At 65.2% G+C, this 26,735-nt stretch carries 26 protein-coding genes; 14 read left to right on the top strand and 12 right to left on the bottom strand.

The window, feature by feature from the left end:
* Positions 1-227: 227 nt before the first annotated feature.
* The 3 genes from rplU (at position 228) to DKM43_RS00630 (ending at position 1,586) form a co-directional block, all read left to right on the top strand.
* Positions 228-524, top strand: coding sequence for a 50S ribosomal protein L21 (rplU, locus tag DKM43_RS16765; protein ID WP_109797005.1), 297 nt, complete (start codon positions 228-230; stop codon positions 522-524).
* A 28-nt stretch (positions 525-552) separates the two neighbouring features.
* Positions 553-822 (top strand): 50S ribosomal protein L27, encoded by a 270-nt coding sequence (rpmA, locus tag DKM43_RS00635; protein WP_109796561.1) that lies wholly within the window; start codon positions 553-555, stop codon positions 820-822.
* Between the two features lie 242 nt (positions 823-1,064).
* Positions 1,065-1,586: a GNAT family N-acetyltransferase gene (locus DKM43_RS00630; RefSeq protein ID WP_109796560.1), complete on the top strand. Its 522-nt coding sequence runs from the start codon at positions 1,065-1,067 to the stop codon at positions 1,584-1,586.
* A gap of 46 nt (positions 1,587-1,632) precedes the next feature.
* Here DKM43_RS00630 and DKM43_RS00625 read toward each other — a convergent pair whose 3' ends face one another.
* Entirely contained in the window at positions 1,633-2,544 is a 912-nt protein-coding gene (locus tag DKM43_RS00625; RefSeq protein ID WP_109797004.1) for a metal-dependent hydrolase, read from the bottom strand.
* Positions 2,545-2,581: 37 nt separating this feature from the next.
* Here DKM43_RS00625 and DKM43_RS00620 point away from each other — a divergent pair, with 37 nt between their 5' ends.
* Positions 2,582-3,169: a TetR/AcrR family transcriptional regulator gene (locus DKM43_RS00620; protein WP_109796559.1), complete on the top strand. Its 588-nt coding sequence runs from the start codon at positions 2,582-2,584 to the stop codon at positions 3,167-3,169.
* On the opposite strand, the gene ygfZ is transcribed toward DKM43_RS00620, so the two are convergent.
* Positions 3,153-3,914: a CAF17-like 4Fe-4S cluster assembly/insertion protein YgfZ gene (gene ygfZ / locus DKM43_RS00615; RefSeq protein WP_109796558.1), complete on the bottom strand. Its 762-nt coding sequence runs from the start codon at positions 3,912-3,914 to the stop codon at positions 3,153-3,155. The two genes, DKM43_RS00620 and ygfZ, sit on opposite strands and share 17 nt — an antisense overlap.
* 39 nt (positions 3,915-3,953) lie before the next feature.
* Between ygfZ and pyrC the strand changes: the two genes are divergently transcribed.
* Complete coding sequence (gene pyrC, locus DKM43_RS00610) at positions 3,954-5,000, top strand: dihydroorotase (protein WP_109796557.1); 1,047 nt, start codon at positions 3,954-3,956, stop codon at positions 4,998-5,000.
* A gap of 4 nt (positions 5,001-5,004) precedes the next feature.
* On the opposite strand, the gene rarD is transcribed toward pyrC, so the two are convergent.
* Positions 5,005-5,898, bottom strand: a complete 894-nt coding sequence (rarD, locus tag DKM43_RS00605; protein ID WP_330857593.1) for an EamA family transporter RarD — start codon at positions 5,896-5,898, stop codon at positions 5,005-5,007.
* 224 nt (positions 5,899-6,122) lie between these two features.
* Here rarD and DKM43_RS00600 point away from each other — a divergent pair, with 224 nt between their 5' ends.
* Together DKM43_RS00600 and DKM43_RS00595 are read left to right on the top strand one after the other, a co-directional pair.
* A complete protein-coding gene (locus tag DKM43_RS00600; protein ID WP_236632310.1) occupies positions 6,123-6,596 on the top strand; it encodes a glycine zipper 2TM domain-containing protein in 474 nt (157 codons plus the stop codon).
* Positions 6,597-6,765: 169 nt separating this feature from the next.
* Positions 6,766-6,984, top strand: coding sequence for a hypothetical protein (locus DKM43_RS00595; protein ID WP_109796555.1), 219 nt, complete (start codon positions 6,766-6,768; stop codon positions 6,982-6,984).
* A 55-nt stretch (positions 6,985-7,039) separates the two neighbouring features.
* Here the strand turns inward: DKM43_RS00595 and astD are convergent, their stop codons facing one another.
* Together astD and DKM43_RS00585 are read right to left on the bottom strand one after the other, a co-directional pair.
* Positions 7,040-8,455, bottom strand: a complete 1,416-nt coding sequence (astD, locus tag DKM43_RS00590; RefSeq protein WP_109796554.1) for a succinylglutamate-semialdehyde dehydrogenase — start codon at positions 8,453-8,455, stop codon at positions 7,040-7,042.
* Between the two features lie 201 nt (positions 8,456-8,656).
* Positions 8,657-10,093 (bottom strand): protein adenylyltransferase SelO family protein, encoded by a 1,437-nt coding sequence (locus DKM43_RS00585; protein ID WP_109796553.1) that lies wholly within the window; start codon positions 10,091-10,093, stop codon positions 8,657-8,659.
* Positions 10,094-10,167: 74 nt separating this feature from the next.
* Between DKM43_RS00585 and DKM43_RS00580 the strand changes: the two genes are divergently transcribed.
* The 5 genes from DKM43_RS00580 (at position 10,168) to DKM43_RS00560 (ending at position 15,877) form a co-directional block, all read left to right on the top strand.
* The gene (locus DKM43_RS00580; RefSeq protein WP_109796552.1) at positions 10,168-11,022 is read left to right on the top strand and encodes an alpha/beta fold hydrolase; all 855 of its coding nucleotides are present in this window, start codon (positions 10,168-10,170) and stop codon (positions 11,020-11,022) included.
* Positions 11,019-12,185: a glycosyltransferase gene (locus DKM43_RS00575; protein WP_109796551.1), complete on the top strand. Its 1,167-nt coding sequence runs from the start codon at positions 11,019-11,021 to the stop codon at positions 12,183-12,185. Before DKM43_RS00580 ends, DKM43_RS00575 begins: the two co-directional genes overlap by 4 nt.
* A gap of 171 nt (positions 12,186-12,356) precedes the next feature.
* Complete coding sequence (locus DKM43_RS00570) at positions 12,357-13,127, top strand: tetratricopeptide repeat protein (RefSeq protein WP_109796550.1); 771 nt, start codon at positions 12,357-12,359, stop codon at positions 13,125-13,127.
* Between the two features lie 19 nt (positions 13,128-13,146).
* Positions 13,147-14,487 (top strand): outer membrane protein assembly factor BamB family protein, encoded by a 1,341-nt coding sequence (locus DKM43_RS00565; RefSeq protein WP_109796549.1) that lies wholly within the window; start codon positions 13,147-13,149, stop codon positions 14,485-14,487.
* Positions 14,488-14,530: 43 nt separating this feature from the next.
* Complete coding sequence (locus DKM43_RS00560; protein WP_109796548.1) at positions 14,531-15,877, top strand: methyltransferase family protein; 1,347 nt, start codon at positions 14,531-14,533, stop codon at positions 15,875-15,877.
* A gap of 3 nt (positions 15,878-15,880) precedes the next feature.
* Here DKM43_RS00560 and DKM43_RS00555 read toward each other — a convergent pair whose 3' ends face one another.
* The gene (locus tag DKM43_RS00555) at positions 15,881-17,269 is read right to left on the bottom strand and encodes a glutamate--cysteine ligase (RefSeq protein WP_109796547.1); all 1,389 of its coding nucleotides are present in this window, start codon (positions 17,267-17,269) and stop codon (positions 15,881-15,883) included.
* 107 nt (positions 17,270-17,376) lie between these two features.
* On the bottom strand, positions 17,377-18,129 hold the full coding sequence (locus DKM43_RS00550; protein WP_109796546.1) for a 16S rRNA (uracil(1498)-N(3))-methyltransferase: 753 nt from the start codon (positions 18,127-18,129) through the stop codon (positions 17,377-17,379).
* A gap of 62 nt (positions 18,130-18,191) precedes the next feature.
* Between DKM43_RS00550 and ubiA the strand changes: the two genes are divergently transcribed.
* A complete protein-coding gene (ubiA, locus tag DKM43_RS00545) occupies positions 18,192-19,106 on the top strand; it encodes a 4-hydroxybenzoate octaprenyltransferase (RefSeq protein WP_109796545.1) in 915 nt (304 codons plus the stop codon).
* Here ubiA and DKM43_RS00540 read toward each other — a convergent pair.
* From DKM43_RS00540 to DKM43_RS00520, 5 genes are all read right to left on the bottom strand, one after another.
* A complete protein-coding gene (locus DKM43_RS00540; protein ID WP_109796544.1) occupies positions 19,085-19,933 on the bottom strand; it encodes an arylamine N-acetyltransferase family protein in 849 nt (282 codons plus the stop codon). The two genes, ubiA and DKM43_RS00540, sit on opposite strands and share 22 nt — an antisense overlap.
* Before the next feature lie 17 nt (positions 19,934-19,950).
* The gene (locus DKM43_RS00535) at positions 19,951-23,391 is read right to left on the bottom strand and encodes a chromosome segregation SMC family protein (RefSeq protein WP_109796543.1); all 3,441 of its coding nucleotides are present in this window, start codon (positions 23,389-23,391) and stop codon (positions 19,951-19,953) included.
* A 33-nt stretch (positions 23,392-23,424) separates the two neighbouring features.
* Positions 23,425-24,171, bottom strand: a complete 747-nt coding sequence (locus DKM43_RS00530) for a DsbA family protein (protein WP_109796542.1) — start codon at positions 24,169-24,171, stop codon at positions 23,425-23,427.
* A gap of 109 nt (positions 24,172-24,280) precedes the next feature.
* The gene (locus tag DKM43_RS00525) at positions 24,281-25,003 is read right to left on the bottom strand and encodes a DsbA family protein (protein WP_109796541.1); all 723 of its coding nucleotides are present in this window, start codon (positions 25,001-25,003) and stop codon (positions 24,281-24,283) included.
* Positions 25,000-25,587, bottom strand: coding sequence for a DUF721 domain-containing protein (locus DKM43_RS00520; protein WP_109797002.1), 588 nt, complete (start codon positions 25,585-25,587; stop codon positions 25,000-25,002). Before DKM43_RS00520 ends, DKM43_RS00525 begins: the two co-directional genes overlap by 4 nt.
* Before the next feature lie 80 nt (positions 25,588-25,667).
* On the opposite strand from DKM43_RS00520, the gene DKM43_RS00515 reads away from it, so the two are divergent.
* Positions 25,668-26,735: an A/G-specific adenine glycosylase gene (locus DKM43_RS00515; protein ID WP_109797001.1), complete on the top strand. Its 1,068-nt coding sequence runs from the start codon at positions 25,668-25,670 to the stop codon at positions 26,733-26,735.

The following is a 26,735-nucleotide window of genomic DNA, read 5'->3' as shown; positions in this document are numbered from 1 at the left end:
GCGGCAAGGCGGACCCGGTGCCGATCTTCCGCCAGGATCGCCTGATCTTCCGCCAAGATCGCATTGACATGGCGGCCCGCTTTGACTATCCGCGCCACTCTTTCCGGGACCTCGCAGCCAGCGGGGAAACGGCGCGTTGCCCGTTGTCAGCGATTCGCAGGCGTAGGGCGCCTCATTTGGAATCGCCCTTGGGAAACCGCGGGCTTTTGGAACGGATAGCAGGAACCATGTTCGCAATCGTGCGCACGGGCGGCAAGCAGTATCGGGTCGCCGCCGGAGACAAGATCGCGGTCGAGAAGCTGGCAGGTGAAGCCGGCGACAAGATCACGCTGGGTGATGTGCTTCTCGCAGGAGAAGGCGATTCGCTGGCAGATGCCGCCAAGGTCACTGTTTCGGCAGAGATCATTGCGCAGGCCAAGTCGGAAAAGGTGATCGTGTTCAAGAAGCGCCGTCGCCACAACTATCGCCGCCGCAACGGTCATCGCCAGCAGATGACGCTGCTGCGCATCCTTTCGGTCGCCTGAGCGCAAACGGTATTCGGAGTAATCTGAGATGGCACACAAGAAAGCAGGCGGCTCTTCGCGCAACGGTCGCGACTCAGCGGGCCGCCGCCTCGGCGTGAAGAAGTTCGGCGGCCAGGAAGTGGTCGGCGGCAACATCATCATCCGCCAGCGCGGCACGCGCGTCTATCCGGGTGCGAACGTGGGCATGGGCAAGGACCACACCCTGTTTGCGCTGACCGAAGGCCGCGTCCGCTTCCACGCGGGCAAGCTTGGCCGCAAATACGTGTCGGTCGACATGGTAGCCGAAGCGGCTGAATAACCGGATGGTCATTCACAGGGCCATCCCGATGGGGTGGCCCCGCCAGCGCCTGCACGCTGGCCGATAGAGGGAGAGGGCCCCGCCCATCTCCCTCTTTTCATGTCTCCCTCATCCTTCAACCCCGCGCCTGTATGATGCCGCGCGTTCGGCGCATGCCGGATGCGATCTGGCGCAGGGCGCAATACGGCTGTCATTTCCGCTGCTTAGATGCGCGGGCGAGAGGGCCGACGAGGAGACGAGTTATGTTCATTCGCAGCGAACGCCTGTTCCTGCGGCCCGCATGGCCAGAGGACAGGACGGACTTTGAGGCTCTTGGCAGCAATCTGCGTTGGCCTGAGGCGAACCTCACCGAACCGCGCCTGCCGCGTCTTCTGGTGACGCTGCCGGGCGCAGCAGGATCGCGTATCATCGGCATGGCCGGGCTTTGCACAGGTGGACCGGCGGCAGAAGAGGAAGCACCGGAACTGGCCTGCTGGATCGCGCCTGTCTGGCGTGGCCGCGGGTTCGGGGGCGAGGCGGCACGCGCCCTGCTGCCACTGGCACGCACGCTGGGGCATCGGCGCATCATCGCCTTTCCGCGCAGCGGCGATCGCTCATCGCTGCGGATGTTGGAAAAGGCCGGTTTCCGTGCGATTGCCCGCCCTGAAGCGGCCGGGCTGACGACGCTGCTTGGCGCTCAGGCCCATGTCATCGATCTGATGCCGCCCGTTGACTGCGACGGCCCGGAAGATGGCGGGTTCGAGCCGATGCGACGTGCCGCCTGAGGCCGACTGGCGCCGATCTTCCGGTTCCGGGCTCTTGCTGTGATCCCTATCGGGGCATCACGGCATCGGGAAAGGCGCTGTCCGCCTTGCCGATAAGGGCGCGGTCGTCGTGGTTCCAGGGATGGAAGCCGGGCAGGAAGTAGCTGAGCCATGCCGGGAAGATGCGGCGGATGACGCCCGGCTTCCACAGCAGATAAGCGGCGAGCTTCCACTTCCACTTGGCGCCGGTGAGGCCATCCTGCGCCAGCAGTTCCAGTGTGTCTTCCACCCGGTGCGTGATGAACCGCTTGGTCACGACAATCATCATCAGGCTCTTGACCTTCCAGCGTTTCCACCGGCTCCAGTTGCGTGTGGCGTGGAGCCAGGTGTCATAGGCAACGCCCTTGTGCTCGATCTCCTCGATCGCGTGCCAGCGCCACATGTCGGCGGCTTCCTGCTCGGCCCCGGCGAAATGGGCCGGGTTGGCAAGAAACTCGTGCGCCATCATGGCAGTGTAGTGTTCCAGCGCCATCGTTGCGGCAAGGTTGAGGATGACGGGGCGATCCTTCGTCAGCGCCAGCAGTTCCTCCACCCGCTTGTCAATGGCTGCCATGTCGTATCCGGCATTTTCCGCGGCGCGGTTGAAGGCGATATGTTCGCGCGTGTGGTTGATTTCCTGCTTCACGAAGGCGCGGATTTCGGCTTCGAGCTTGGGCGGCACGCCATCGCGGTGCGCTTTTACCGCTTCGATGAAGAAGGCTTCGCCGCGCGGGAAGGTGGCGGACAGCGCATTGTGCCATGCCGTGGCGACGGGATCGTTGTTCAACCACCAGCGTCCGGCCGGTTCATTGCGCCCGAAGCGCCGGTCGCGTATCGTGATCGCCAGATCGGCGGGGGTAGGGGCCGTTCTGGCCAAGGGAGCGGTGCGCGCGCCCTTGTCGGAAGAGTCGCTGCGCTTTAGGGCGAAGGGTGGGGTCATGGCGGTCATGAGCCGTAATTCAGGCAAACTTACACAAATGTCAATAAGGAAGCGTCTCCCACCTGAGGAAAGCCGCATGGCCGCGCTGGAGGCTGCGCGCGGGTTGCTGGTGGAGGCAGGGCCGCAGGCGGTCACGCTCAAGGCTGTGGCTGGCCGGATCGGCCGCACCCATGCCAATCTCCTGCATCATTTCGGTTCTGCCGCGGGCTTGCAGAAAGCGCTTGCCAAGCACCTTGCCGAGACGATCTGCGCCACGATCCGCGAGGCGGTGATCGCCAGCCGTTCGGGCATCGGATCGCCGCGCGATGTGGTGGACCTGACCTTCGATGCCTTCGACAAGGAAGGGGCAGGCGCACTGGCATCGTGGATGCTGCTTTCGGGCAACGAGGATGCGCTTGATCCCATTGTCGATACGATCCACGATCTGGTGGTCGATCTTGACGAATATCAGTCGGGCACGCAGCGCAGCACCACGCTGGCGCTCACGCTCATGGCGCTGGGCGATGCGTTGATGGGTGGCCCGCTGGCGCAGGCGCTTGAATTGCCGCGCGATGCTGCGCGCGACAGGGCAGAGCAGATGCTGGTGGAAGGGATCCTTGCCGCTCAGGCTACGCCTGAGGGATGAGCGCCATCCAGCCGGGGACCAGTTCGGGGGGAATATCTTCGACCCGCCGATGATCGACGGCAAGGCCCAGGTCGGGATAGGCGGCGCGCTGCCGCGCCGGGTCTGACTGCGCCAGCGGCACAACCACCAGCCTGCGGTTGACTTTCTGGCGCCAGTTCATCCGCGCGGTGTTTTCCTGCCCGACGTAGCAGCCCTTGGTGAAGCTGACCCCGTTGAGGTCTGCCGCGTTGCACTCAAGCCAGAGCACTTCGCCGCTGCCGAGTTCGGTCGCCCCTTCGGTGACGCCCAGTGAAAGCCGATGCGCCAGCCAAGCGCTGTCTGCCGCCTGATCGCTTGGCGATGCCGGAGCAATCCGGCGCCAGCCTAGCGCCGCAAGACGCGGATCGCACGCGCCCTGACCAGACTGCGGCTGATCATCTTCGGCAGTGGCCCAGAACACGCCCAGTTCATCGGCGCGGGCAATCGCGATCCGGCGGCGCAGGCGGTAAAGCGTGAGGCGTTTGGCGAGCGCTTCGGCCTGCGCTGCCTCGCAGTCGATCAGCAGGGCATCCTTGCCATCGGGCCAGACGAGGAAATCGAACAGAACCTTGCCTTGCGGGGAAAGCAGACCCGCCCAGACCGGCAGGGCGCCGCTGACATCGTTGGTGACGAGCCCTTGCAGGAATGCGCGCACGTCCTCTGCCGGATCGAGCGGTGCAAGACGGATGATGGCGCGCTTAAAGAGGCGTGAGGCAGTGCTGGTCATGGCTGGAAGATAGGCACCGCCACCGCTAAGGGGAAGGGCATGACAACGACTCCGCCCCAGCGCCTGACGATCCGCCGCCCTGATGACTGGCATACCCATCTTCGCGACAAGGACGTGCTGGTGGGCGTTGTGCCCTATACCGCGCGGCAATTCGGCAGGGCCATCGTTATGCCCAACCTGTCCCCGCCGATGACCGATGTGGCGGGGGTTAGGGCCTATCGCGACCGGATTCTGGCAGCTCTGCCTGAAGGGAGCGACTTTACCCCGCTGATGACGCTGTATCTTACCGATTCGACCGATACGGCAGAGGTGGAACGCGGATTTGCCGAAGGCGTCTTCGTTGCGGCAAAGCTCTATCCTGCCCATGCCACGACCGGATCGGCCCACGGGGTGACCGACATCCGCAATATCTATCCGGTGCTTGAAACCATGCAGCGGATCGGAATGCCCTTGCTGATCCATGGCGAAGTGACGGACAGCCATGTCGACATCTTCGACCGCGAGGCCGTGTTCATCGAGCGCACGCTGACGCAGCTCGTGGCCGACATGCCGGCCTTGCGCATCGTGTTCGAACACATCACCACCGAAGAAGCGGCGCAGTTCGTCGAAGGGGGCGGGCCGAACATCGCCGCCACGATCACGCCGCAGCACCTGCATATCAACCGCAATGCCATGCTGGTGGGCGGCATCCGCCCCCATGCGTTCTGCCTTCCCGTGGCCAAGCGCGAAAAGCACCGGCTGGCCTTGCGCAAGTTTGCCACTTCCGGCTGCGAGCGCGTGTTCCTTGGCACGGACACCGCCCCTCATGCCAGGCATCTGAAGGAAACCGCCTGCGGATGTGCGGGGATATTCAACGCCCCCTTCGCGCTGGAAAGCTATGTCACGGTTTTCGACGAGGAGGGCGCGCTTGACCGGTTCGAAGCGTTTGCCTCGCTCAACGGGCCGAAGTTCTACCGGATGCCGGTGAACGAGGGCACGGTGACACTGGAGAAGGCGCCCGTCGAGGTGCCGGAATTGCTGGACTGCAACGGCACCCAGATCGTGCCGTTTCATGCGGGCGAGACGCTGGGCTGGCGGATGGCCTGATCGATCAGGCCGCCGTCTTTGCCCTGCGGGCGCGCTGCGTCATGTCCCAGGTGTAGATCGCGATGGCGGTCCAGATCAGGATGAAGCAGACAAGCCGCGAAGGATCGAGCCTTTCGCCAAATACCGTCAGGCCCAGAATGAAGCTGATGGTGGGCGCTATGAACTGCACGAAGCCGAGCGTGGACAGCGGCAGGCTGCGCGCGGCCACCGTGAACAGCAGCAGCGGCACGGCGGTGACAAGGCCGGATGCGGTGAGCAGCGCGGTAATCTGTCCGCTGGAGCCAAGGCTGGCGCCGGCTGCCGACTGCGCGGCAAGGCCGACGATTGCCACGGCAGGAAGGGTGAGAATCGCGGTCTCGATGGTCAACCCCGGCACTGCGCCGACCGGTGCCTGCTTGCGCACGAACCCGTAGAGCGCAAAGCTCATGGCCAGCGTCAGGGCAAGGGCAAGCGTGTCGAGAGCACCGGCCAGAAGCATGGCTATTCCGATTCCGGCGATCCCCACTGCCGTCCACTGCACCCGGTTCAGCCTTTCACCCAGAAAGGCGGTGCCCAGCAGCACGTTGATGAGCGGGTTGATGTAATAGCCAAGGCTGGTGGCAAGGACATGGCCGCTGTCGATGGCGATGACAAAAAGCAGCCAGTTTCCCCCGATCAGCAACGCGCTGAGTGCCAGCAGTCCCAGGATCCGGCGGTCGCGCGTGGCGCCGAGCAATTCCTGCCAGAGCTTGCGGCGATGGATGATCGCAAGGCACACCGGCAGGGTGAAAAGCACGCGCCAGCCCACCATCTCAAGTGGCGGGACGCCCCGCATGGCGCGAAAGTAGAGCGGCAGCAGACCCCACATGACATAGGCGCCAAGCGCGGCGAGCAGACCAGTGCGGAAGGTGTTCGACATGTGCATCGCGGTGCGCCCTGCCAGTATTGGCCGGGCAGGCCAAGCCTCTAATGCCAAACGGCTGACCGACCGAATGAAACGCTTTGCCGCAATCCGCAAACCTGACAGCGTGGTTGCCAGCCGTTCAGCTTCGATGCGCTAAACCTGAACCATCGCAATTGAGACCAGAGCCATACCAGATCACGGACGGGGCAAGGGTCTTCGCAATGATGAGGAGAAGGACCATGTTCAAGATCGGGAACGCTGCACTGGCCCTCGCCGCTGCTGCCAGCGCCGCCGCAACCCTTGCCGCTGCTCCGGCTGCTGCCGCTCCCTTGCCGCAGGCGCACTTCGGTGCGTCCGCTGGTGCGGATATGGGCACGACATGGAATGGCTGGCGCGATGATCGGCGCGGCTGGAATGATGGCCGCTGGGATAACCGCCGCTGGGACGATCGCCGCTGGGATGATCGCAGGGGCTGGGATGACCGCCGCGGCTGGCGCGACAACCGCAATGCGTGGCGCGGTGACGATGGCCGCTATTACTGCCGTCGTTCGGACGGAACCGTCGGCCTGCTTATCGGCGGAGCAGCGGGCGCCGTGATAGGCAGCGAAGTTGCCGGGCGTCGCGGTGACAGAACGCTGGGCGCAGTGCTTGGCGCTGCGGGCGGCGCCCTGCTCGGCCGCGAGATTGACCGCGGCGGATCGCGCTGCCGCTGATCGCGCATGACTGAGCTTCCGGCCCGGACGCCTGCCTCTCCCCATGCGTCCGGGCCATGCCGACCGCCCTTCGGGTCGCTCTGAACGGTCGGAAGAAAGCGCATCGCGCCTCTCCTCCGGGTGCGGTGCGCTTTCGCTTTTCTTAACCATGTGCGGCTAGACGGCTGCCATGCGCATTCTGCACTTCTCCGCCGCGCTGCTGAGCATGGGGCTTGCTGCCTGCAACAGCGAGCCAGCGATGGAGCAGAGCGCGGCGCTTGACCCGGTCATGACCGAGGCGCTGCATGGCCAGTTGATGGTCGATCCCGATCTCAGCCAGCAGAACATGGCAAATCAGGCAATCATTCCGGGCGGCCCGGTCGATCCGGCCTTGCCGCTGCCAGATTGATCCTGCGTTGCCCTGGCCGCCGTTGCCATGGCCATGGCCATGGGCGGCGCGTTGGCTACTCGCTGCGCAGGCCCACGCCGATGCTGGCGCGCGGCTGGTCCATTTCGGTCGATGCAACCGGGTAGGCGCAGTAATCGGCAGCATAATAGGCGCTGGGGCGGTGATTGCCCGAAAGCCCCACACCGCCGAAGGGCGCGGCCGAGGATGCACCGTTCGTGGGCCGGTTCCAGTTGACCACGCCTGCGCGGATATTGGCCCAGAAGCGGTTGTAATCCTGCGCATTGCCGCCGATCAGCGAAGCCGAAAGGCCGAAGCGGGTATTGTTGGCCTCGGCGATGGCTTCGTCGAAATCATCGACCCTGACCACTTGCAGCAAGGGGCCGAACAGTTCGACATCGGGGCGTTCGGCCACGTCGGTCACGTCGATGATGGCGGGTGAAAGGAAGGGCAGTCCCGGCTGGAGCCGGACCATGTGCTTGATCGGCCGCCCACCGGAAGACAGCAGATAGACGAAGCTTTCGGTCAGCCCGTCTGCGGTGCGATTGTCAATGACCGGCCCCATGAAAGGCGCAGGTTCATCGAAGGGCGCGCCGACGATGATCCGGTCGGCCAGACGTTTCACTTCGCCCACGATCGCATCGTAGAGCGATGACTTGACGATCATTCGCCGGGCCGCGCTGCACCGCTGGCCGGCGCTGGTAAAGGCGGATTGCACGATCAGCGTGGCTGCATCCTCGATCTTGGGCGTGTCCCAGACCACGATCGGGTTGTTTCCGCCCATTTCCAGCGCCACGATCTTGCCGGGATTGGCGGCAAGCTTGCGGTTGATGGCAATGCCGACATGGGCCGAACCCGTGAACAGCACGCCATCGATACCATCATGCGCGACGAGTGCCTGCCCTTCCTGCGGCCCGCCGATCAGCACCTGCACCACGGCTGCCGATATGCCCGCCCGATGGAAGCACTGCGCGAGCAGTTCGCCGGTTGCAGGGGTCTTTTCCGATGGCTTGAAGATCACCGCGTTGCCCGCGATCAGCGCGGGAACGATGTGGCCGTTGGGCAAGTGGGCGGGGAAATTGTAAGGGCCAAGCACCGCCAAGACCCCGTGGGGCTTGTGGCGCAGCGCGGCGGTTCCCTGCAATGCCGAATCCAGTTTGCGCTGCGCGGTGCGCTCCGCATAGGCGCGGATCGATATCTCGACCTTGTTGACCACGCTTTCAACTTCGGTCCGCGCCTCCCACATGGGCTTGCCGGTTTCGCGCGCGATCATGGTGGCCAGCTTTTCGGCATCCTTGCGCACTTCGTTGGCAAAGCGCCGCACGAGTTCGATGCGGGTTGCCAGGGGCTGCGCGGCCCACGCTGGCCAGGCGCGGCGCGCGCGTGCCACCACGTCATCGACATCACCGGTCTTGCCCCGCCAGATCTCGGCGCCGGTGGCGGGTTCAAACGAGACGATTTCGGCAGTTGCCACGGAAATATGCCTGCTTTTCTCTGTTACTGCCAAGGGGGCGGACCCGCATTCTTCCGGATCGCGCCATTCTGACTGATAGCGTTACACCTGTTACCGATTGGAAAACAGTGCCCCGCGCAACCGGCCAGTGGATCGACCGGCCAGCGGCGCAACCCGCCGGTGGAAACGTGGCCATCCCGCCAACCCCGCCGCAGAGGCTTTTCAGCCTCCATGCCCGGCCGGTTCGGGCCGTTTGCCCATTGCTTCTCCCATCTCTCTTACGGCCACGATCTTGGCGTCAAGCCTCGACCAGTCGTCATTGGCTGCAATCGGTTGCCAGATCGCCTCGACCTCATGGATCAGCATGGACTGCGCTTCCGGCCCCGACCAGTAAGGATGATTGCTGCTTATGGTGTGATAGGGAGCCAGCGCCTCCTTCAGGGCCTGTTCTTCCGCAGACGAGCCGAACGGCCCTCGTCCGCCGCGATGGCGGAAGAAGAAGGCGTCCGGCCCGATGTTCTGCCTCGCCATGACCTGTTCGCAGACCCCGATCATGGCCGTATCCTCCTCAAGCCCGCGCGGCACCAGCCCCAGCCGCCAGCACCATCGCCGCGCCATGGCCTGCTGATAGAGCTGCGGATAGCGATTCAGCGCCTCGATCAGCGGCGCAGCCTCGACCAGCGAGCGCAGCGCAACCGCAAGCTGGCCGCAGTTCCAGTGGATCGCTTCGGGCTGGCGGCCATAGGCATACAGGCCCCCGTGATCGAAATAGGCGGCGGTGAAGCCCGGCTCCCACGCCGGAAGCCAGCGCCACGGGCCATAGTCGAAGCTTTCGCCGGTCACGTTCATGTTGTCGGAATTGAGCACGCCGTGAACGAAGCCCGCCACCATGTAGCTGGCGGCCATGTCGGCCATGCGCTCGACCACCTGATTGAAAAAGCGGATCGCGGGATGAGTGTCTTCAGTCATGGCCGGGCCGGGGAAGTTGGCGAGACAGTAGCCGACCAGTTGCGCCATCTCGTCCTCGCACTGGAGCGCGGCGAGGCGCTGGAACGTGCCGATGCGGATGTGACCATGACTGAGGCGCACCAGCACTGCCGAACGGGTGGGCGATGGTTCATCGCCGCGCCAGAGCGATTCGCCGGTTTCGATCACCGAGAGCGTGCGGCTGGTGTTGACGCCAAGCGCTTCGAGCATTTCGGTGGCGAGGATTTCGCGCACCGCGCCTTTCAGCGTCAGTCGCCCGTCGCCCGCGCGGCTCCATGGCGTTTGGCCGGAGCCCTTGGTGCCAAGATCCATCAGGCGTCCGCCCGCATCGAGCATCTGCGCGAAGGTGAAGCCGCGCCCGTCGCCCAGATCGGAGTTGTAAACGCGGAACTGGTGGCCGTGATACCGCAGCGCCAGCGGCCCCGGCAGATTATCCGGAAGGGGTTCGAACCGGCCGAAGTGGCGCACCCATTCCTCGTCGGAAAACGATGCAAGGCCAACTTGCGCGGCCGCCCGGTCATTGCGCCAGCGCAGCCGGGTTTCGGGAAAGTCTGCCGCGCTGACCCGGTCTCCGATCCAGTCTGCCAGCGCCAGAATGCGTGGAGAAGGGCGATAGGGAGCGGCTGCTGCGGGGGAAGGAGGAGAGATCGCGTCTTGCGGCTGCGCTGTCATCCGGCAATAGTGGGGCAGCACCCGCCTGCAGGCAAGCAGGCTTCACCGGATTTGACGCGGAATAACGATCAATCATGGCCGATTTCGAAGATCGCTACTGGACGAGCAGCGACGGACTGCGCCTGCATTTTCGCCATTACGATGGCGATGCGGCCCGCCCGCCGGTCATCTGCCTGCCCGGACTTACGCGCAATGCTCGCGATTTCGAGGATCTGGCCGCATCGCTGGCAGGCTCATGGCGGGTGCTGTGCCCCGAAATGCGCGGGCGCGGTGACAGTGACTATGCCAAGGATCCGATGACCTACACGCCGCTGCACTACCTTCAGGACGTGGAGGCGCTGCTGGTGCAGGAAGGCATCGAACGGTTCGTGGCGATCGGCACTTCGCTGGGCGGTCTGCTGACCATGCTTCTTGCCGCGACAAATCCCCAGCGCATCGCCGCTGCCGTTCTCAACGATATCGGCCCTGAGGTGTCACCCGCCGGGCTTGAGCGCATTCGCGGCTATGTGGGGCAGGGGCGCAATTTCGAGACATGGATGCACGCGGCCCGCGCGCTTCAGGAAAGCAGCGGCGACGTCTATCCCGACTGGGACATCCACCAGTGGCTGCGCCATGCCAAGCGCATCATGGTTCTGGGGACGGGAGGGCGTATTTCCTTCGACTACGACATGAAGATCGCCGAGCCGTTCGAAGCGCCCGAAGGCGCAACCCCGCAGGTTGACATGTGGCCGATGTTCGATGCCCTTGCCACCCGGCCGCTGCTGGTTCTGCGGGGCGAGACATCGGACATCCTCTCGGCCGAAACCGCGCAGAAGATGGCCGCGCGCGAGGGGGTTGAACTCGTGACATTGCCGCGCATCGGCCATGCGCCGACGCTGGACGAGCCTGAAAGCATGGCGGCCATCGGCCGGTTGCTCGACCGGGTATGAGCGATGGGGCCGGGCAGGGGCCGATCAGGCTCCTGCATTTGCACTCCACGTTCGATGCCGGCGGCAAGGAACGCCGTGTCGTTGCCCTGATGAACCGCTGGGCAAGGCCGCCCTACGCCAACCGGCTTGAGCATCACATCGTGTCCGCCGTGCCTTCGGCAATGGGGGCGAAGGCCCTGATCGAAAAGCACGTAAGGGCGTTCTTTCCTTTCGGCTTTCCCCCGCTTGCGGGCAAGCTGCGCATTGCCCGGCTGCAACGGCTTGCCCGCGCTATGCATGGCTTCGATCTGATCCTGACCTATAACTGGGGGGCTATGGATGCCGTCATGGCCCATGCGGTGTTTGCCCCATCCATGGGCCTTGCGCCACTGATCCATCATGAGGACGGGTTCAATGCGGATGAGGCTGGCGGGCTGAAACGCAGCCGCAACTGGTATCGCATGATCGCGCTCTCGCGCGCCAGCGGCCTCATCGTGCCGTCGCGTCAGCTTGAGGATATCGCGCTCAGGACATGGCGCCAGCCTCAGGCGCGGGTGCAGCGCATTTCCAACGGGATCGACATTGCGCTCTATGCCCGAAAACCCCGGCCCGATGCGCTGCCGCGCGTGGTCAAGCGGCCGGGCGAGCGGTGGCTGGGCACGCTGGCCGGGCTGCGGGCGGTCAAGAACCTGCCGCGCATGGTGCGCGCCATGCGCGATCTTCCGCCCGAATGGCACCTTGTCATTCTGGGAGAAGGGCCTGAGCGCGATGCCATTCTGGCAGAAGCGATGCGGCTTGATCTTGGCCACAGGGTGCATCTGCCCGGCCACGTTGCCGATCCTTCGGCAGCGGTTGGGCTGTTTGATCTGTTCGCGCTTTCGTCTGACAGCGAGCAGGCGCCGCTTTCGGTGATCGAGGCCATGGCGGCGGGCCTTGCCATCGCCAGCCCTGCCGTGGGCGATGTGCCGGAGATGGTGGCCGAGAAGAACCGCCCCTTCATCGTGGCGCCGGGTGACGAGGGGGCCCTTGCCCGCGCGATTGCGGCGCTGGCGGCGGATGATACGCTTCGGGAAAGCATCGGCAAGGCCAACCGCGCACGGGCTGCGGCAGAGTTTGATGAAGCGGCCATGGCCCGGCGTTATGCCGAGGTCTATGCACGGGTTCTGCCGCAAAAGTCCTTCTGATCGGAGCGCGGCGCCACGCGTTGCCCGGCGTCCGCGCATTCCCTGCGCTTCAGCAAGGGTTCACGCAGTGGGGGCAAACAAGCAATTCGGTTGAAAAGGCAGCCCCATCCGCTAAACACCGCGCCAGACAAACGCTAGCAATCTTCCACGTCCCTACCCGAAAGCGAAGCCTTGGCTCTCCGTCCTGATCGCCCGCAATCCCGCTCCGAACAACTTGCCGACCGTTCGGCCACGCAGGCCGATGCCTTCCTGAGGGAAGTGGACGATGCCCTGCGCGAGGATCAGGTTCTTACCTCGCTGCAAAAGTATGGCAAACCAGTTGGTGCAGCCATTGCGGCGGGGCTGCTCGGCCTTGCCGGATGGCTGTGGTATGACCATCACACCAAGACCGTCGCCGGTGAACAGGGCGAAGTGCTGACGCAGGCGATCGACAAGCTCGAACTGCGCAACCTGAAGGCTGCGTCCGATGATGTCGCCCCGCTCGCCAAGGATGGCACACCCGGATACAAGGCAGCCGCCCGTGTGCTTCAGGCCGGCATTCTCTCTGAACAGGGCAAGACAGCCGAGGCCGCCAAGGCTTTTGCCGCCATTGCCGCCGATGCTGCGGCACCGCAGGCCTACCGTGATCTTGCCACGATCCGCGAGGTTTCCCTCACCTTCGACCAGATCGGCGCGGAAAAGGTGGTGGAACGCCTCAAGCCGCTCGCCGTGCCGGGCAATCCGTGGTTCGGCAGCGCGGGCGAACTTGTTGGCATGGCCTATCTCAAGCAGGGCAAGACCGAACTGGCCGGTGCGCTTTTCGCGCAGATTGCCAAGGACAAGACCGTGCCTGATTCGCTCAGGCGGCGCACCCGGCAGATGGCCGGCGCACTGGGCGTTGATGCCGTTGAAGATCCGGGGTTGCAGGTTTCGGTAGAACCAGCCGCCGCCCCGGCAAAGTAAGATTCAGGGAATCCGAGCCATGACTTCCAACTCCTCGTTTCGCCGCGCTTCGCTCGCCAGCGTGCTCGTGCTGGCGCTTGCGCTGTCGGTTGGCGGTTGCGGCAAGAACAAGGGCAAGATCACGCCGACCGTGGGCGCACGCCAGCCGATCCTTTCCAAGATCGAGGCGGGCACCAAGGTGGACGATTCGATCGCGTCCATGGCAGTGGTGCTGCCCGCGCCGGTCGTGAATGACGAGTTCGCGCAAGGGGGCGGCAATGCCGCCAAGTCCTATGGCCATGTTGCCATCGGCAATGCGCCGGTGCGCGTCTGGAGCGCGGGTATTCGCGGCTCCTCGCCCAAGCAGCGCCTTGCCGCATCGCCGGTGATCGGCGGCGGCAGGCTCTATGTCATGGATACCGACGGCACGGTTCATGCCTTCAACGCGCAGACCGGCGCACGTATCTGGCAAACCTCGTTCCGCGCCGACAAGCAGAACGCGACGTCCACTTTCGGCGGGGGCGCTGCTTTCGACGATGGCATGGTCTATGTCACCAACGGCGTTGGCGAGGTTGGCGCAATCGATGCCGCCACGGGCGCGGTAAAATGGCGGGTGAAGCCTGCCGGGCCGATGCGCGGTTCGCCCACGGTTGCCTTCGGACAGGTCATGGTCATGACGCAGGATAACCAGATCATCGCGCTCAATGCCGATGACGGCGCGGTCCTGTGGAACGAGAATGCCTCGGTAGGCCAGACCAACGTGTTTGGCGTTGCGTCTCCGGCAGCGGGGCAGGGCACTATCGTGGCCGGTTACTCGTCGGGCGAACTGGTTGCCTATCGCTATGAAAACGGGCGTGAACTCTGGGCCGATGCGCTGGCGCGCACCAGCATCGCCACCTCGGTTTCCACACTGACGGACATCGACGCCGATCCGATCATCGAGCGCGGGCGCGTCTATGCTCTGGGGCAGGGCGGGCGCATGGCCGCCTATGAACTCGTCACCGGCCAGCGCATCTGGGAACTGAACCTTGCGGGGATTTCCACCCCGGCCATCGCGGGCGACTGGATCTTCACCCTGACCGACGAGGCCAAGCTGCTGTGCATCGCCAAGTCCAACGGCAAGGTCCGCTGGCTGATCCAGTTGCAGCGTTACAAGAACGAGAAGAAAAAGAAGAACCAGATCTTCTGGACCGGGCCGGTTCTCGCCGGAAACCGTCTCTGGCTGGCCAATTCGCGCGGCGAGATCATGACCGCTTCGGCAACGGACGGCACCGTCAGCCCCTTTGCCAAGGTCGGCTCCGGGGTGAGCCTTGCGCCGGTCGTCGCCAACCAGACGCTCTACATTCTGGATGACGGCGGCAAGGTCACCGCCTTCCGCTGATCGCAAACGCTTTCCTAACGCTTGGGGTTTATGGCTCGCGTGCATGAGCGCGCGTCCTTCCGATCGTCCGGCCCCGCCGCCGTCCGATGTTTCTGCCGGTGTCGGCCTTGCCGGGCTGGCAGGGCTGACCTTCTGGGTGCTGGTGTGCCGCTACTGGCCGCAGATCGTTGATGGGTTGGGCCTTGATGCACCGCGCGCGGTGATGGACGGCCCCGGCGCGGCCATGCTGGCGCTGGTCTTTTCGGGAAGCGCGATGGTGGGCTGGTCATTGCTGGTCGACAAGGTCCACCTGCGGCCGTCGACCGGGATCGACTGGAACCACCCCCGCCCCTTGCGCGATGTGCTCGACATTTCGATCACCAAGATCGCCGGCTTGTGGGCAACCTGGACTATCATCGCTTTCGTCTATTGCCTGGCGCGCTGGTATTGGCGCGGGCAATACCTGTTCGCCATGGAGGTGCTGGAAAGCGCGGTGCCTTTCCTGTTCCTTGGCGCCATTCCCTATGTGCTCTGGCTTGATCGTGTTCTCGTCAACCCGCGCGATGGCGCATGGCATTTTGGTGCCATGCTTATCGGGCGCGAACCGTGGGATCCGGCCGAGGTCAAGCGGCACTGGCTGGCCTGGCTGGTCAAGGGGTTCTTCTGCGCGTTCATGATCTCGATCGTGCCGGGCGGTTTCGGCGAGGTCGTCGGGTCTGACTGGAGCGGCGCACTGGCTGATCCGGTGCGGCTGGCGGGCCTGCTGATCGAGACGATGTTCATGATCGACGTGCAGATTGCCATGGTCGGCTACCTCGTCACCATGAAGCCGCTCGATGCGCAGATACGCACCGCCAACCCGCACCTTTCGGCGTGGGTGGCCGCGCTCATCTGCTATCCGCCGTTCATCCTCATGGGTGGCGGCGATGTGCTCGATTACCACCATAACGGTGCGGAATGGCCCTTCTGGCTTCAGGGGCACGATGTGCTGTTGTGGATCTGGGCCGGTGCGCTGGTATTCCTGACCGGCATCTACGCCTGGGCGACAGTGGCCTTCGGCCTGCGCTTCTCCAATCTCACCTATCGCGGCGTCCTCACCAACGGGCCTTATGCCTTCACCCGCCACCCGGCCTATCTGTCGAAGAATGCCTATTGGTGGCTGGCCACGCTGCCCTTCCTCACCACGAGCGGATCGATGGTGGATGCCATCCGCAACACCGTGCTCCTGGCCATTGTCAGCGGCATCTATTACTGGCGCGCGCGCACCGAGGAAAAACACCTGCTGGCCGAGGATGCGAAGTATCGCGAATACCACGCGTGGATGGCCGAACACGGCCCGATTACGCGGGTTCTGCGCCGGTTGGCCCGCGCCATCACCCCGCGGCGGCCGGTGATCCAGCCTGCCGAATAGCGGTCAGAAGCTCTTTTCGCCGTAAACCTGCGAAAGATCGCCACCCCATGGGCCGTTGTAGAGATCGAGCAGGCGCTGCGCCGGAACCTTGCCGGTTGCCACGATTTCATCGAGCGGCTGGAGATAGCCGGTTTCATTGTCGCCCGCATCGTTGAGCCGGGCGCGCGCCGAAAGGCCGCTGCGCGCAATCTCCAGCACTTTGCCTGCAATATCGCGCAGCGTTCCGCCGCCCCCGCTGAACGAATCGGGCAGCGGGGCATCAAGGCCCAGCTTCGGCACTTCGGCGCGCAGGCGTTCGCGCCCTTCCATGTCCCAGCCTTTGACCAGATCCCACGCGGCATCAAGCGCGCCCTGATCGTACAGCAGGCCCACCCACAGCGCGGGCAGCGCGCAGATCCGGCTCCACGGTCCGCCATCCGCGCCGCGCATCTCAAGGAAGGATTTGAGCCGCACTTCGGGAAAGGCGGTGGAAAGATGGTCGTTCCAGTCGGCCAGTGTCGGTTTCTCGCCGGGCAGGACGGACAGTTTGCCATCAAGGAAATCGCGGAACGAAAGCCCGGCCGCGTCGATATACTTGCCGTCGCGAAACACGAAATACATCGGCACGTCGAGCATGTAGTCGACATAGCGTTCGTAGCCGAAGCCATCCTCGAACACGAACGAGAGCATTCCGGTGCGCGCCGGATCGGTATCGGTCCAGATATGGCTGCGATAGGACAGAAAACCGTTGGGCTTGCCTTCAAGGAAGGGCGAATTGGCGAACAGCGCCGTTGCCAGCGGTTGCAAGGCAAGGCTGACGCGGAACTTCTGCACCATGTCGGCCTCGCTCGAATAATCGAGGTTGGTCTGGATCGTGCAGGTGCGCAACATCATGTCGAGGCCCATCGAACCCACGCGCGGCATGTGCCGCAGCATGATGTCATAGCGGCCCTTGGGCATGATCGGCAGTTCTTCGCGGGTCTTGTCGGGCCAGAGGCCAAGGCCGAGATAAGCAAGGCCGAGCCGGTCGCCGATGGTCTTGACCTGGGCAAGATGGCGCCCGGTTTCGGCGCAGGTCTGGTGCAGGTTTTCCAGCGGCGCGCCGGAAAGTTCAAGCTGGCCCGCCGGTTCAAGGCTCACCGTGCCATCCGGACCGGACATGGCGATCACATTGTCGCCCTCCATGATCGGGGACCAGCCATAATCGCCAAGTGCCAGCAGCAGATCACGGATTCCGCCGGGCTCGGCATAGGACGGCGCGCGCCGATCATCCTTGCGATAGACGAACTTCTCGTGCTCGGTCCCGATGCGCCAGCGCGCCTGAGGCTTTTCGCCCTTCTGCATGGGCGCGACAAGCATGTCGCGGCTTTCGATGACGGGATCGTTGCGATCTGAAACTTGCCGCGTGCTCATGCCCGCGCAGTTAATCCGTCAGACAGGTTTATGCCAGTGCAATTCTTGGCACATGATATTGCACGCCAGCAAGAAATGTCGCGCACCGCCGCAACGGCACCCGGCGATCAGCCGCCCGGCCAGTCGCCGTTCAGCCCCATCCACAGCGCCATTGCGGCAATCGCGGCCGTTTCGGCGCGCAGGATGCGCGGGCCGAGGCCGATCGGAACCGCCGCACCGTGCGCGCGGATGGCGGCGCGCTCCGCCTCGTCAAATCCGCCTTCCGGTCCGACCAGCAGCGCAGCCGGTCCGCGATTTGCGGCGAAGGCTTCGGCCGCGGGCATGCCGCCGTTCTCATCGGCAAAAAACAGGATGCGGCCTTGCGGCCAGCCCTTCAGCAAGGCGTCGAGCTTCACTGCCTCGTCAATGGCGGGCAGGGCAGTGCGCGCGCATTGCTCTGCCGCTTCCACCACGATCGTGCGGGCCCGTTCGGGGTTCAGCTTGTCGGCCACGCAGCGCCGGGTGATAACCGGGACAATCCCGGCCACGCCCAGTTCGGTTGCTTTCTCCAGAACCAGATCGAAGTTCGGCTTCTTGATAAGTGCAGCGCACAGCTGGAAATCGGGCACCGCCTCGCGCGGGCGCAGCAGGTGTTCCACTGCCAGCAGAACATCGCGCTTGCCGGTTTCGGTAACTTGCGAAAGCCATTCGCCGGTCTGGTCATCGCACAGGATCACCGCATCGCCGGGGCTGATCCGCATGACCTTTGCCAGATAATGCGCCTGTCCCCCCGTGATGCCGAGCATCAGCCCTTCCGTCAGCGGCGTATCGACGAAGAGGCGCGGCGCCGATTTGGGCGGCCATGCAGGAACGGCTGGCATGTGCGGGGCAGACATGATTTCGCCCCTAGCGCAAATTGCCCGGTGCGGTAAGGCTGGCCGGCATGATCGAGACCGCAACCGGTGCCATCGTTCCCGACAGCGAGCACAGGGGCCTTGTTGCCCGTCTGCCCCAGCCATGGCGCAATTTCGCGCTGCTGGCGCGGTTTGACCGGCCGATTGGCTGGTGGCTGCTGTTCTGGCCCTGCGCCTGGGGCCTCTTTCTTGGCGGAGGAACCACTCGCTTGAGCGTGCTGGCATGGATGCTGCTGGGCGCCATCGCCATGCGCGGAGCGGGCTGCGTCTATAACGATATCGTCGATGCCGATCTTGATGCCAGAGTTGCCCGCACGGCCGCCCGGCCAATCGCCAGCGGTGCGGTGAGCAAGCGCGCGGCGTGGGGATGGCTGCTTGCGCTGTGCGCGGTGGGACTTCTGGTCCTGCTGCAACTGCGGCGGGAAGCGCAGCTTGTTGCGCTGGGCAGCCTTGCGCTGGTGGCCATCTATCCCTTCATGAAGCGCATCACCGGTTGGCCGCAGGCGTGGCTGGGCCTTGTCTTTACATGGGGCGCGCCGGTGGGATGGGTCGAGGCTGCCGGCCTTGAGCGGCTTGCTCCGCTCGTCGCGCTCTATGCCGGCTGCTGGGCATGGTGCATGGCCTATGACACGATCTACGCCCTTCAGGACCGCGAGGACGACGCTCTGGTGGGCATCGGGTCATCCGCGCTGTCGTTCGGAAGGCATGTGCGCGCGGGTGTGGGTGCGCTCTATGCGCTGGCGCTGACGGGGTGGAGTGGTGCGGTATGGCTGGTGCGGCCCGATCCCGTGGCCATGGCGGCGCTGCTGCCGGTGGCGCTGCATCTGGGCTGGCAGGTTGTCACGCTGCGCGAGGACGGGGGCGATGCTCTGGCAAAGTTCCGGTCGAACCGTTTTGCCGGGCTTCTGATGGCAGCAGCCTGCTATGTGGTGGGCGCTGCCTGACCGCCGAAGAGCGCTTCGTGCCGTGCGCAGATGGCAGGCCACAGCCCTGCCGCCTCCGGAAGATCAAGGCCGAAGTCGCGCCTGAGGCAAGCGATCAGGTCATTGGCATCAGCCAGTTCATGCCGGGTTTCTCCCCCGGGGGTGATCCTGCTCAGGACCTTGCCGCGCAGCATCAGCAAGGTATCGGCATGGCGGCGCTGGATGCTGAGATTCTGCACGAAGACCGAGGAAGGATCGGTGCATTGCCAACGGCATAGCGCCGAAAGCTGGCCTTCGTTCGCCGGTTCTGCGGCGAAGTCATAACTCATCATAGTCTCGCCGGGGGTCACAGTCAGCCGCCACAGGTCGTCATCCGTGCGCGAGAGCGCGACCGGCAAGGGTGCCTGCATCCAGCAGCCTTGCCTGAGGGGCACGGGCGAGGCAATCCAGCTTCCGAAGCCGACATCAACCAGCCACGTGCCATCGCACGCGACCAGCAGGCACAGATGCGTGCCCATGGCTGCTTCGCCGCGAACCTGCCGCATCACCGCCCCGCTCACGCGCATGACCTCGAAGCCAATGGCCATAAGTGCCGCTGCCAGCAGTCCGTTGTGTTCGTAGCACCAGCCGCCACGGCGCGCTTCGACCAGCTTGGCAAAGGCGGCATCCTGATCGGTGGTCAGCGTGCGGCCCAATTGCACGTCGATGTTCTCGAAAGGGATGGACTGCACATGCGCCTGCACCAGCGCGTGCAAGGTTTCCGAATCGAGTCGCGGGGTGGCGGAAAAGCCGATGCGGGCAAGATAGGCGGAAAGCTGCTGCGGCGTTAGCGGGGCAGGGGCGACCATGGGCGTTTGCCTTCTCGTCAGCCTGCGGCTTCAAGCAGTTCCACCGCCCCGCCAAGGTCCACGCTGACCAGCCGGGAGACACCGCGTTCAACCATGGTGACACCGAACAAACGGTGCATCCGGCTCATCGTCACGGCATTGTGCGTGACGATGAGATAGCGCGTGCTCGTCTCCGCGACCATGGCGTCGAGCAGATCGCAGAAGCGTTCGATGTTGGCATCATCAAGCGGCGCATCCACCTCGTCCAGCACGCAGATCGGCGCAGGGTTGGTGAGGAAAAGCGCGAAGATCAGCGCCACCGCGGTCAACGCCTGCTCTCCGCCTGAAAGAAGTGTGAGCGATTGCAGGCGCTTGCCCGGCGGTTGTGCGAAGATTTCTAGGCCCGCTTCAAGCGGATCGTCGCTGTCCACCAGCGCCAGGTGGGCTTCACCGCCGCCGAACAGCCGCGCAAAGAGGCGGCGGAAGTGACCGTCCACTGCCTCGAAGGCCGCGCGCAGACGCTCGCGCCCTTCGCGGTTGAGATTGCCGATGGAGCCTCGGAGCCGGTGCACCGCTTCGGTAAGTTCGGCCTGTTCGGCAATGCTGGTGCCGTGCCGTTCCTCGGCTTCGGCGAGTTCGTCTGCGGCCACCAGATTGACCGGGCCAATCCGTTCGCGCTCTGCCGCAAGGCGGTCCATAGCGGCTGATTCCGCGCCAGCGGTGCCAATCTCGGCACTGGCAAAATCGAAGCGTTCGGGCAGGAGCGGTGGCGGGCACTGGAAGCGCTCGCCCGATATTCCCGCCATTTCCTGTCGCCGGGCGTCCTCGTTCTCGGCGCGGGCGACGGCGCCGGCACGTGTCTCGCGCGCGGTGGCCAGCGCCTCGTTGGCTGAAGAAAGTGCGCTATCTGCCTGTTTTGCAGTGCTTTCGGCGCGCGCCAGCGCGGCCTCGGCAGCGGCCAGATCGCTGGCAAGGCGGGCGCGAATGCTCTCTCCCTGCTCGATCTCGGCGATCAGGCCCTTTGGCTTCTCCGCGCAGATTGCGCGTTCTGCCTCCAGTTCTTCGCGTCGTCCGGTCATTTCGGCAAGACGCTTGGCGGCATCGCCCGCGCGGGCCTGCCATGCGCGAATGTCGCCTTTCAGGCTCGCGACACGCTCCTTTTCGGCCGAGATCTGCTGCTCAAGCGAAGCCACGGCGGCGACTGCGGCCTGCAGCGCAGTGCGGGCAGCATCGTTGCGTGCGCGCGCAGCGTCCAGTGCAGCGCGCCCACCGTTGGGATCGGGCAGGGTGGCGCGGGCATCCTCCGCCGCCTGAAGTTCGCTTTCGGCGTTGTGGCGCTGCTCGGCAAGATCGGCCTCGGCCAAGGCAATTTCCTGCCGCTTCTGTTCCAGCCTTGCGCGCGCGGCCTCTGCCGCATCGAGCGCGCGCAGGGCAGAGCGTTCGGCATCGGCGGCGCTGGACAGCGTCCTTTCCTGTTCGCCAAGCGCGGCGGAAACCGTGGCAAGGCTTCGGGAGACAGTTTCGAGTGCAGCCTGCGCGCCATGCACGGCCGCCTGCCGATCTGGCAGCAGAGCCTGGAGTTCGGCCAGCCGGTTATCCGATTCGAGGGCGGCGGCTTCGGCCGCACCTTCGCCCCGTGCCACGAAGCCGTCCCAGCGCCGCAGCCTTCCCGCTTGCGTCACCAGCCACTCGCCGGGGTTGAGCGCCTGTCCTTCATCGGCAGGCGCGACGCGCACCAGCGCAAGGCGGGCGGCCAGTTCAGGCGGGCATTGGGGGATATGGTGCGCAAGCGAATCGGCCAGCGGCGCCGGAGCGGGTGCGCCGGTCCAGAAGCGGCCTTCGGTATCGGCGGGGGCGGGCCCGGTCGCAGCCGCGGCATCGCGGCCCAGAACGGCGGCAAGCGCGCGCTCAAATCCCGGATTGGCGCGGCACTGGGCAATAGCGGTCTGGCTGAGGCCCTTGGCCGCGCGGGCCTTGTCGCGGGCGGCCTTGTCACGCGCGAGCGCTTCGGCTTCGCGCTCCACGCCGGAAAGTTCGGCGCGGGCTTCGGCCAGTGCATTGCCTGCACGGTCACGCTCGGCAGAAAGCGCTTCGCGTTGCCGGGCAAGTTCGGCGCGCTGTGCGGTGGCGGCGGCGGTGGCGGCGGCGGCATCGGCGCGCTGGGCTTCGGCTTCGGCGATGCGGGCAGCCGGATCAGCTTCGCCGGAAAGGGCACTTGCCTGCCGGGATAGCCGCTCGGCCTCGGCGTCGAGGCGAAGCAGGCGCTGCCGGGCAGCGGCGACGGCGGCTTCGGCCACGCGCCATTCGGCCTCGATCCCGGCCTGTTCGGCCACGCGCTGGGCAAGGGCAAGTTCTGCGGCGCGGGCCGCACGATCGGCATCCTCGGCAGCGGCAGACAGGATCGGACGACGTGCGGTCTGCGTTGCCAGAGCGGCTTCGGCAGCGGCAAGATCCTGTTCGAGCCGGGCCATGGCGGCGGCGGCATCCTCGGTCAGCCGGTCGGCGCTGGCGCGGTCCTGTTCGATCCGGGCAAGCTGGCGCTCGATGTCGGCCACACGCTGTTCTGCCGCTTCGAGCTGCGCGCTGAGCGAGGCCATGCGCTGGCCGTGCGCGGCAGCATCCTGACGGCGATCGAACAGTTCGTCGCGCGCCTCGGCAAGGGCGGCTGCGGCCTTGTGCTGCGCGGACTGCGCTTCGTTTGCCAGCAAGGCAGCGGCCTTGACCGCATCCTCTGCGGCGCTGGCCTGCTTGCGCGCGGCATCGGCGGCGACAGCAGCATCGCGCCAGCGGGCAAAGACGAGCCGTGCCTCGGCAAGGCGGATCTTTTCGCTGACCGCCTTGTAGCGCTCAGCCGCGCGGGCCTGACGACGCAGGCTGGCGATCTGGCTTTCAAGGCCGGAAAGCATGTCTTCAAGCCGGGCGAGATTGGCTTCGGTTGCGCGCAGCTTCTGTTCGGCATCGCGCCGCCGCACATGCAGCCCGGCAATGCCTGCCGCTTCTTCCAGCATCATGCGCCGTTCGGTGGGCTTGGCGGCGATGACAGCGGCAATGCGGCCCTGACTGACCAGTGCCGGGCTGTGCGCACCGGTTGCGGCATCGGCAAAGACCAGCGCCACGTCCTTGGCCCGCACGTCGCGGCCATTGACGCGATAGGCGCTGCCTGCACCGCGTTCGATGCGCCGCACCACTTCCAGTTCGCCCCCGAAGGGACCGGCCGGATCGGTCTCGGCCGTGAGCATGACTTCGGCAAAGGCCCGCGCGGGGCGGGTGGCGGTGCCTGCGAAGATCACGTCTTCCATGCCGCCGCCGCGCAGCGATTTGGCCGAGCTTTCGCCCATGACCCAGCGGATCGCTTCGAGCAGGTTCGACTTTCCGCAGCCATTGGGACCGACAACTCCGGTCAGCCCCGGTTCGATGCGCAGTTCGGCAGGCTCGACGAAGCTCTTGAAACCGGTGAGTTTCAAGCGCTTGAAATGCATCTTCAGCGTTCCCCGGCCACGCTTCCCGGCCGCTTAGCGAGCGCCGGCCTTCTGGAGCATGGGTTCAAGCTCGGCCCAGGTCGCAACGCCGGTCTTGTTGCCATTGAGGAAGAAAGTGGGGGTGCCGGTGATGTCGTACTCCTTGCCCCACTGCTCGTTGAGGTTGGCCAGCTTGGTCGCGCGGTCGCTGTCGGCAAGGCAGGACGCGCCCTGCGCCGCCGCAACCCCGCGCGAGGCGAAAAACTCGGTCATTCCGGAAACCTGCGCGATGCCGCCAAAGCGCTTTTCGGGCGGCAGGTTGGCAACCTGCTGGAAGGCCGCTTCGTTCTGCTGGAGATTCTTGAACATGTTGGGCTGCCAGCCCCAGAACTGTTCAGCCAGCGGGATCACCGCTTCGGGCGTGCTGCAGGTGGCGAGCAGGACCGAGGGCATATCGAGCGCATTGAGCAGGAACAGGCGCAGCTCGAACGACACGCGGCCCGATGCGATGTATTCATCGCGCAGCGCCGGGAAGCCTTTTTCCGAAAACTCCGCACAGTGCGAGCATGAAAGCGCCCCGAACTCGATCAGCTTGATCGGGGCATCCGGGTTGCCCATCAGGTAGCCGCCTTCGGGCGTTGCCATGAAAGTTTCGGTCCACGATTTGCCTGCGGGCGGCGCAATCCGGGCAATTGGTTCAGCCGAGACGGTCTGGCTGGTGGCGGCGTCCTTCTTGTCGCACGCGGCAAGGCCGAGGGTGAGCGGCAGGGTAGCAAGCAGGAGAGCGCGGGCGAACTTCATCGTCTGGATAATCCCGTGATTTGGCAGGTGCGGCGCGGACGCTAGCGGATTGTCGGGCCGGATTGAAGGGGCAGGGCAGAAAGTCTGCCCCGCAGGCATGTGCGCGGTGCTATTTCGTGCGGGCCATGAGCTGCGGACGAAGCGTGGCCCAGTTGTGCGTTCCGGCCAGCAGGATTCCGTCTAGCATGAAGCTGGGCGTTCCGGTGACGCCCTGCCTGTCCACCGCCTGCTGCGTCTGTTCGGCCAGGCGCTTTGCCAGCGACTCGTTGCCAAGGCAGCGGTCGAGCGCGGGCCGGTCCATGCCGCGTGCGGCCATGAACTCGTAGAACCTGAAATCGGCGGCAATCGCACGGGTGCGGCTGGCGAAGGGACCGGTGCTCCAGCGCTGGCGCTGGGCTTCGGTAGAGTTGGCCAGCGGCTGGATCCATGTCGACTGCGCGCGCATGAAGGCCGTGTGCAGGGTGAAGAAGCGATTGGCGGGCGCGCAATTGGTGATGAGGGCCACGGTCATGTCCACCGGATCGCGCACGAAGTTGCGAATCTCGATTGCGCCCTTGCCGGGGCCGACCATGCCCAGCTTCAGTTCGCCTTCGGATTCGATCTCGAACTGGGCGCAGTGCGGGCAGGTGTAGCTGACATACTCAACAAGGCGCAGCGCTGCCGCAGGATTGCCGAGCACCCGGTTTCCTTCGGGCGTGGTCGTGACCGTGGCGTTCCAGTTGGGACGCGCCCCGGCATTGGGCAGGGGCTTGCGCGCCGGCTGGGCCGCGCCCGTGCCCGAACAGATCAGCGCCGCAGCAGCAAAGGTGATGATGGCGATCTTGCGGATCATGACTGGTTCTTTCCCCCGGTTGCGCTGTCGAGACTGCGCGCCAGCGATTCGAGTACGGCGCGCAGTTCGGGATCGCCGATATCGCGCAGCGAATCCCCAAGTTCCATCGGAATCGGTTTGAGCGATGGGGGCGCGGTGCGCGGACCATCCTTGGGGCGCGGCGCATGAACCGCGCCTTGCCGCAGCTTTATGCGCGCCACCGCGTTGTAGCCGAAGAAGCGGTTTACCCGGTCGATGATTTCCGGGATCACGTGCTGGATCAGCGGGGCATGGGCCGGGCTGACAACCAGTTGCAGGATGCCTTCGGACTTTTCGCCCGGCGGGAAGCGGATCGATTCCGGCATGCAGTGGCGCGCGTGGCGTTCACCCACGATTTCCGGCCACCGCGTGACCACGCTGGACTGCACGAAGCCGAAGCGACGAAACGCCGTGCGCCCGATGGCGGGCATGAGGTCTGCAATCTGGCGCGCCTCGCCGCCGCGCGGCCGTTCATAGGGTCTTGCGGCAGGCTGCGTGGCGACACGCGCGGCCTTGCGCGGCCGTTGTGTGGTGTTCCTGTCCGCGTCCGAAGGGGTGCTTTTCATCCTGCCAAGCGCCATGCCATAGGTAAGCCATGCAAGCCAGAGAGGATGCCGTGGATACGCACGCAAAGCGCGATCACGCCATGATGCGGCCAGAGGCAATCGCCCCCCGGTTGCTGTCATGGTATGATGTGCACGCGCGACGGCTGCCGTGGCGCACGCTTCCTGCCGACAGGGCAAGAACCGGGTTGTCGCCCGATCCCTATCGCGTGTGGCTTTCCGAAGTGATGCTGCAACAGACCACCGTGGCGGCGGTGGGACCATATTTTGCAAGGTTTACCGAGCGCTGGCCCACGGTGAATGATCTGGCCGCGGCGGACGATGCCGAAGTCATGGCGGCGTGGGCGGGTCTTGGCTATTATGCCCGCGCGCGTAATCTGCTGGCCTGCGCAAGGGCGGTTGCGGCCATGGGCGGGGCCTTTCCCGATACCGAGGAGGCGTTGCGCGCGCTTCCCGGCCTTGGCGAATATACCGCAGCCGCAGTGGCGGCGATTGCCTTTGGACGGCGCGCGGTGGTGGTGGACGCCAACGTGGAGCGCGTGGTGGCGCGTCTGTTCGGCGTTGATGAACCACTGCCTGCTGGCAGGGCAGCCATCCGCTTTGCCGCAGGTCAGATCACGCCGGAAACCCGCGCGGGCGATTTTGCGCAGGCCATGATGGACCTTGGCGCCACGATCTGCACCGCGCGCAGCCCGCGCTGCATGCTGTGCCCGATCAGGGCGGCGTGTCGTGGCCATGCCGATGGCGCGCCCGAACGCCTGCCGGTGAAGGCGGCGAAGAAGCCCAAGCCGGTGCGACAGGGCCGGGCCTACTGGATCGAGGAGGATGGGCGGGTCCTGCTGGTGCGCAGGCCGGGGCGCGGAATGCTGGGCGGCATGCGCGCCTTGCCCGACGATCATTGGTCGGCCCGTCAGGATGGTGCGGCCACGCTGGAAGGAGCGTGGAAGCCGGGCGGGATTGTGCGGCATTCATTCACGCACTTTGATCTGGAACTGCAATTGCTGCTTGGCGAAGCGCCACAAGCGGTTAGTCTGCCGGGTGCCGAGTGGTGGCCGCTTGCCGAGATCGAGGCGGCAGGTCTGCCCACCGTTTTTGCCAAGGCCGCGCGGTTGGCGCTTGCGGCAAGAACCAACAATGAGAGGACAGACTGA

The sequence above is a fragment of the Novosphingobium meiothermophilum genome, assembly GCF_003171715.1.
Lineage (GTDB): Bacteria > Pseudomonadota > Alphaproteobacteria > Sphingomonadales > Sphingomonadaceae > Novosphingobium > Novosphingobium meiothermophilum.
The sequence above is the reverse complement of the archived record's forward strand: the minus strand, read 5'-3'. Positions and strand labels throughout refer to the sequence as shown.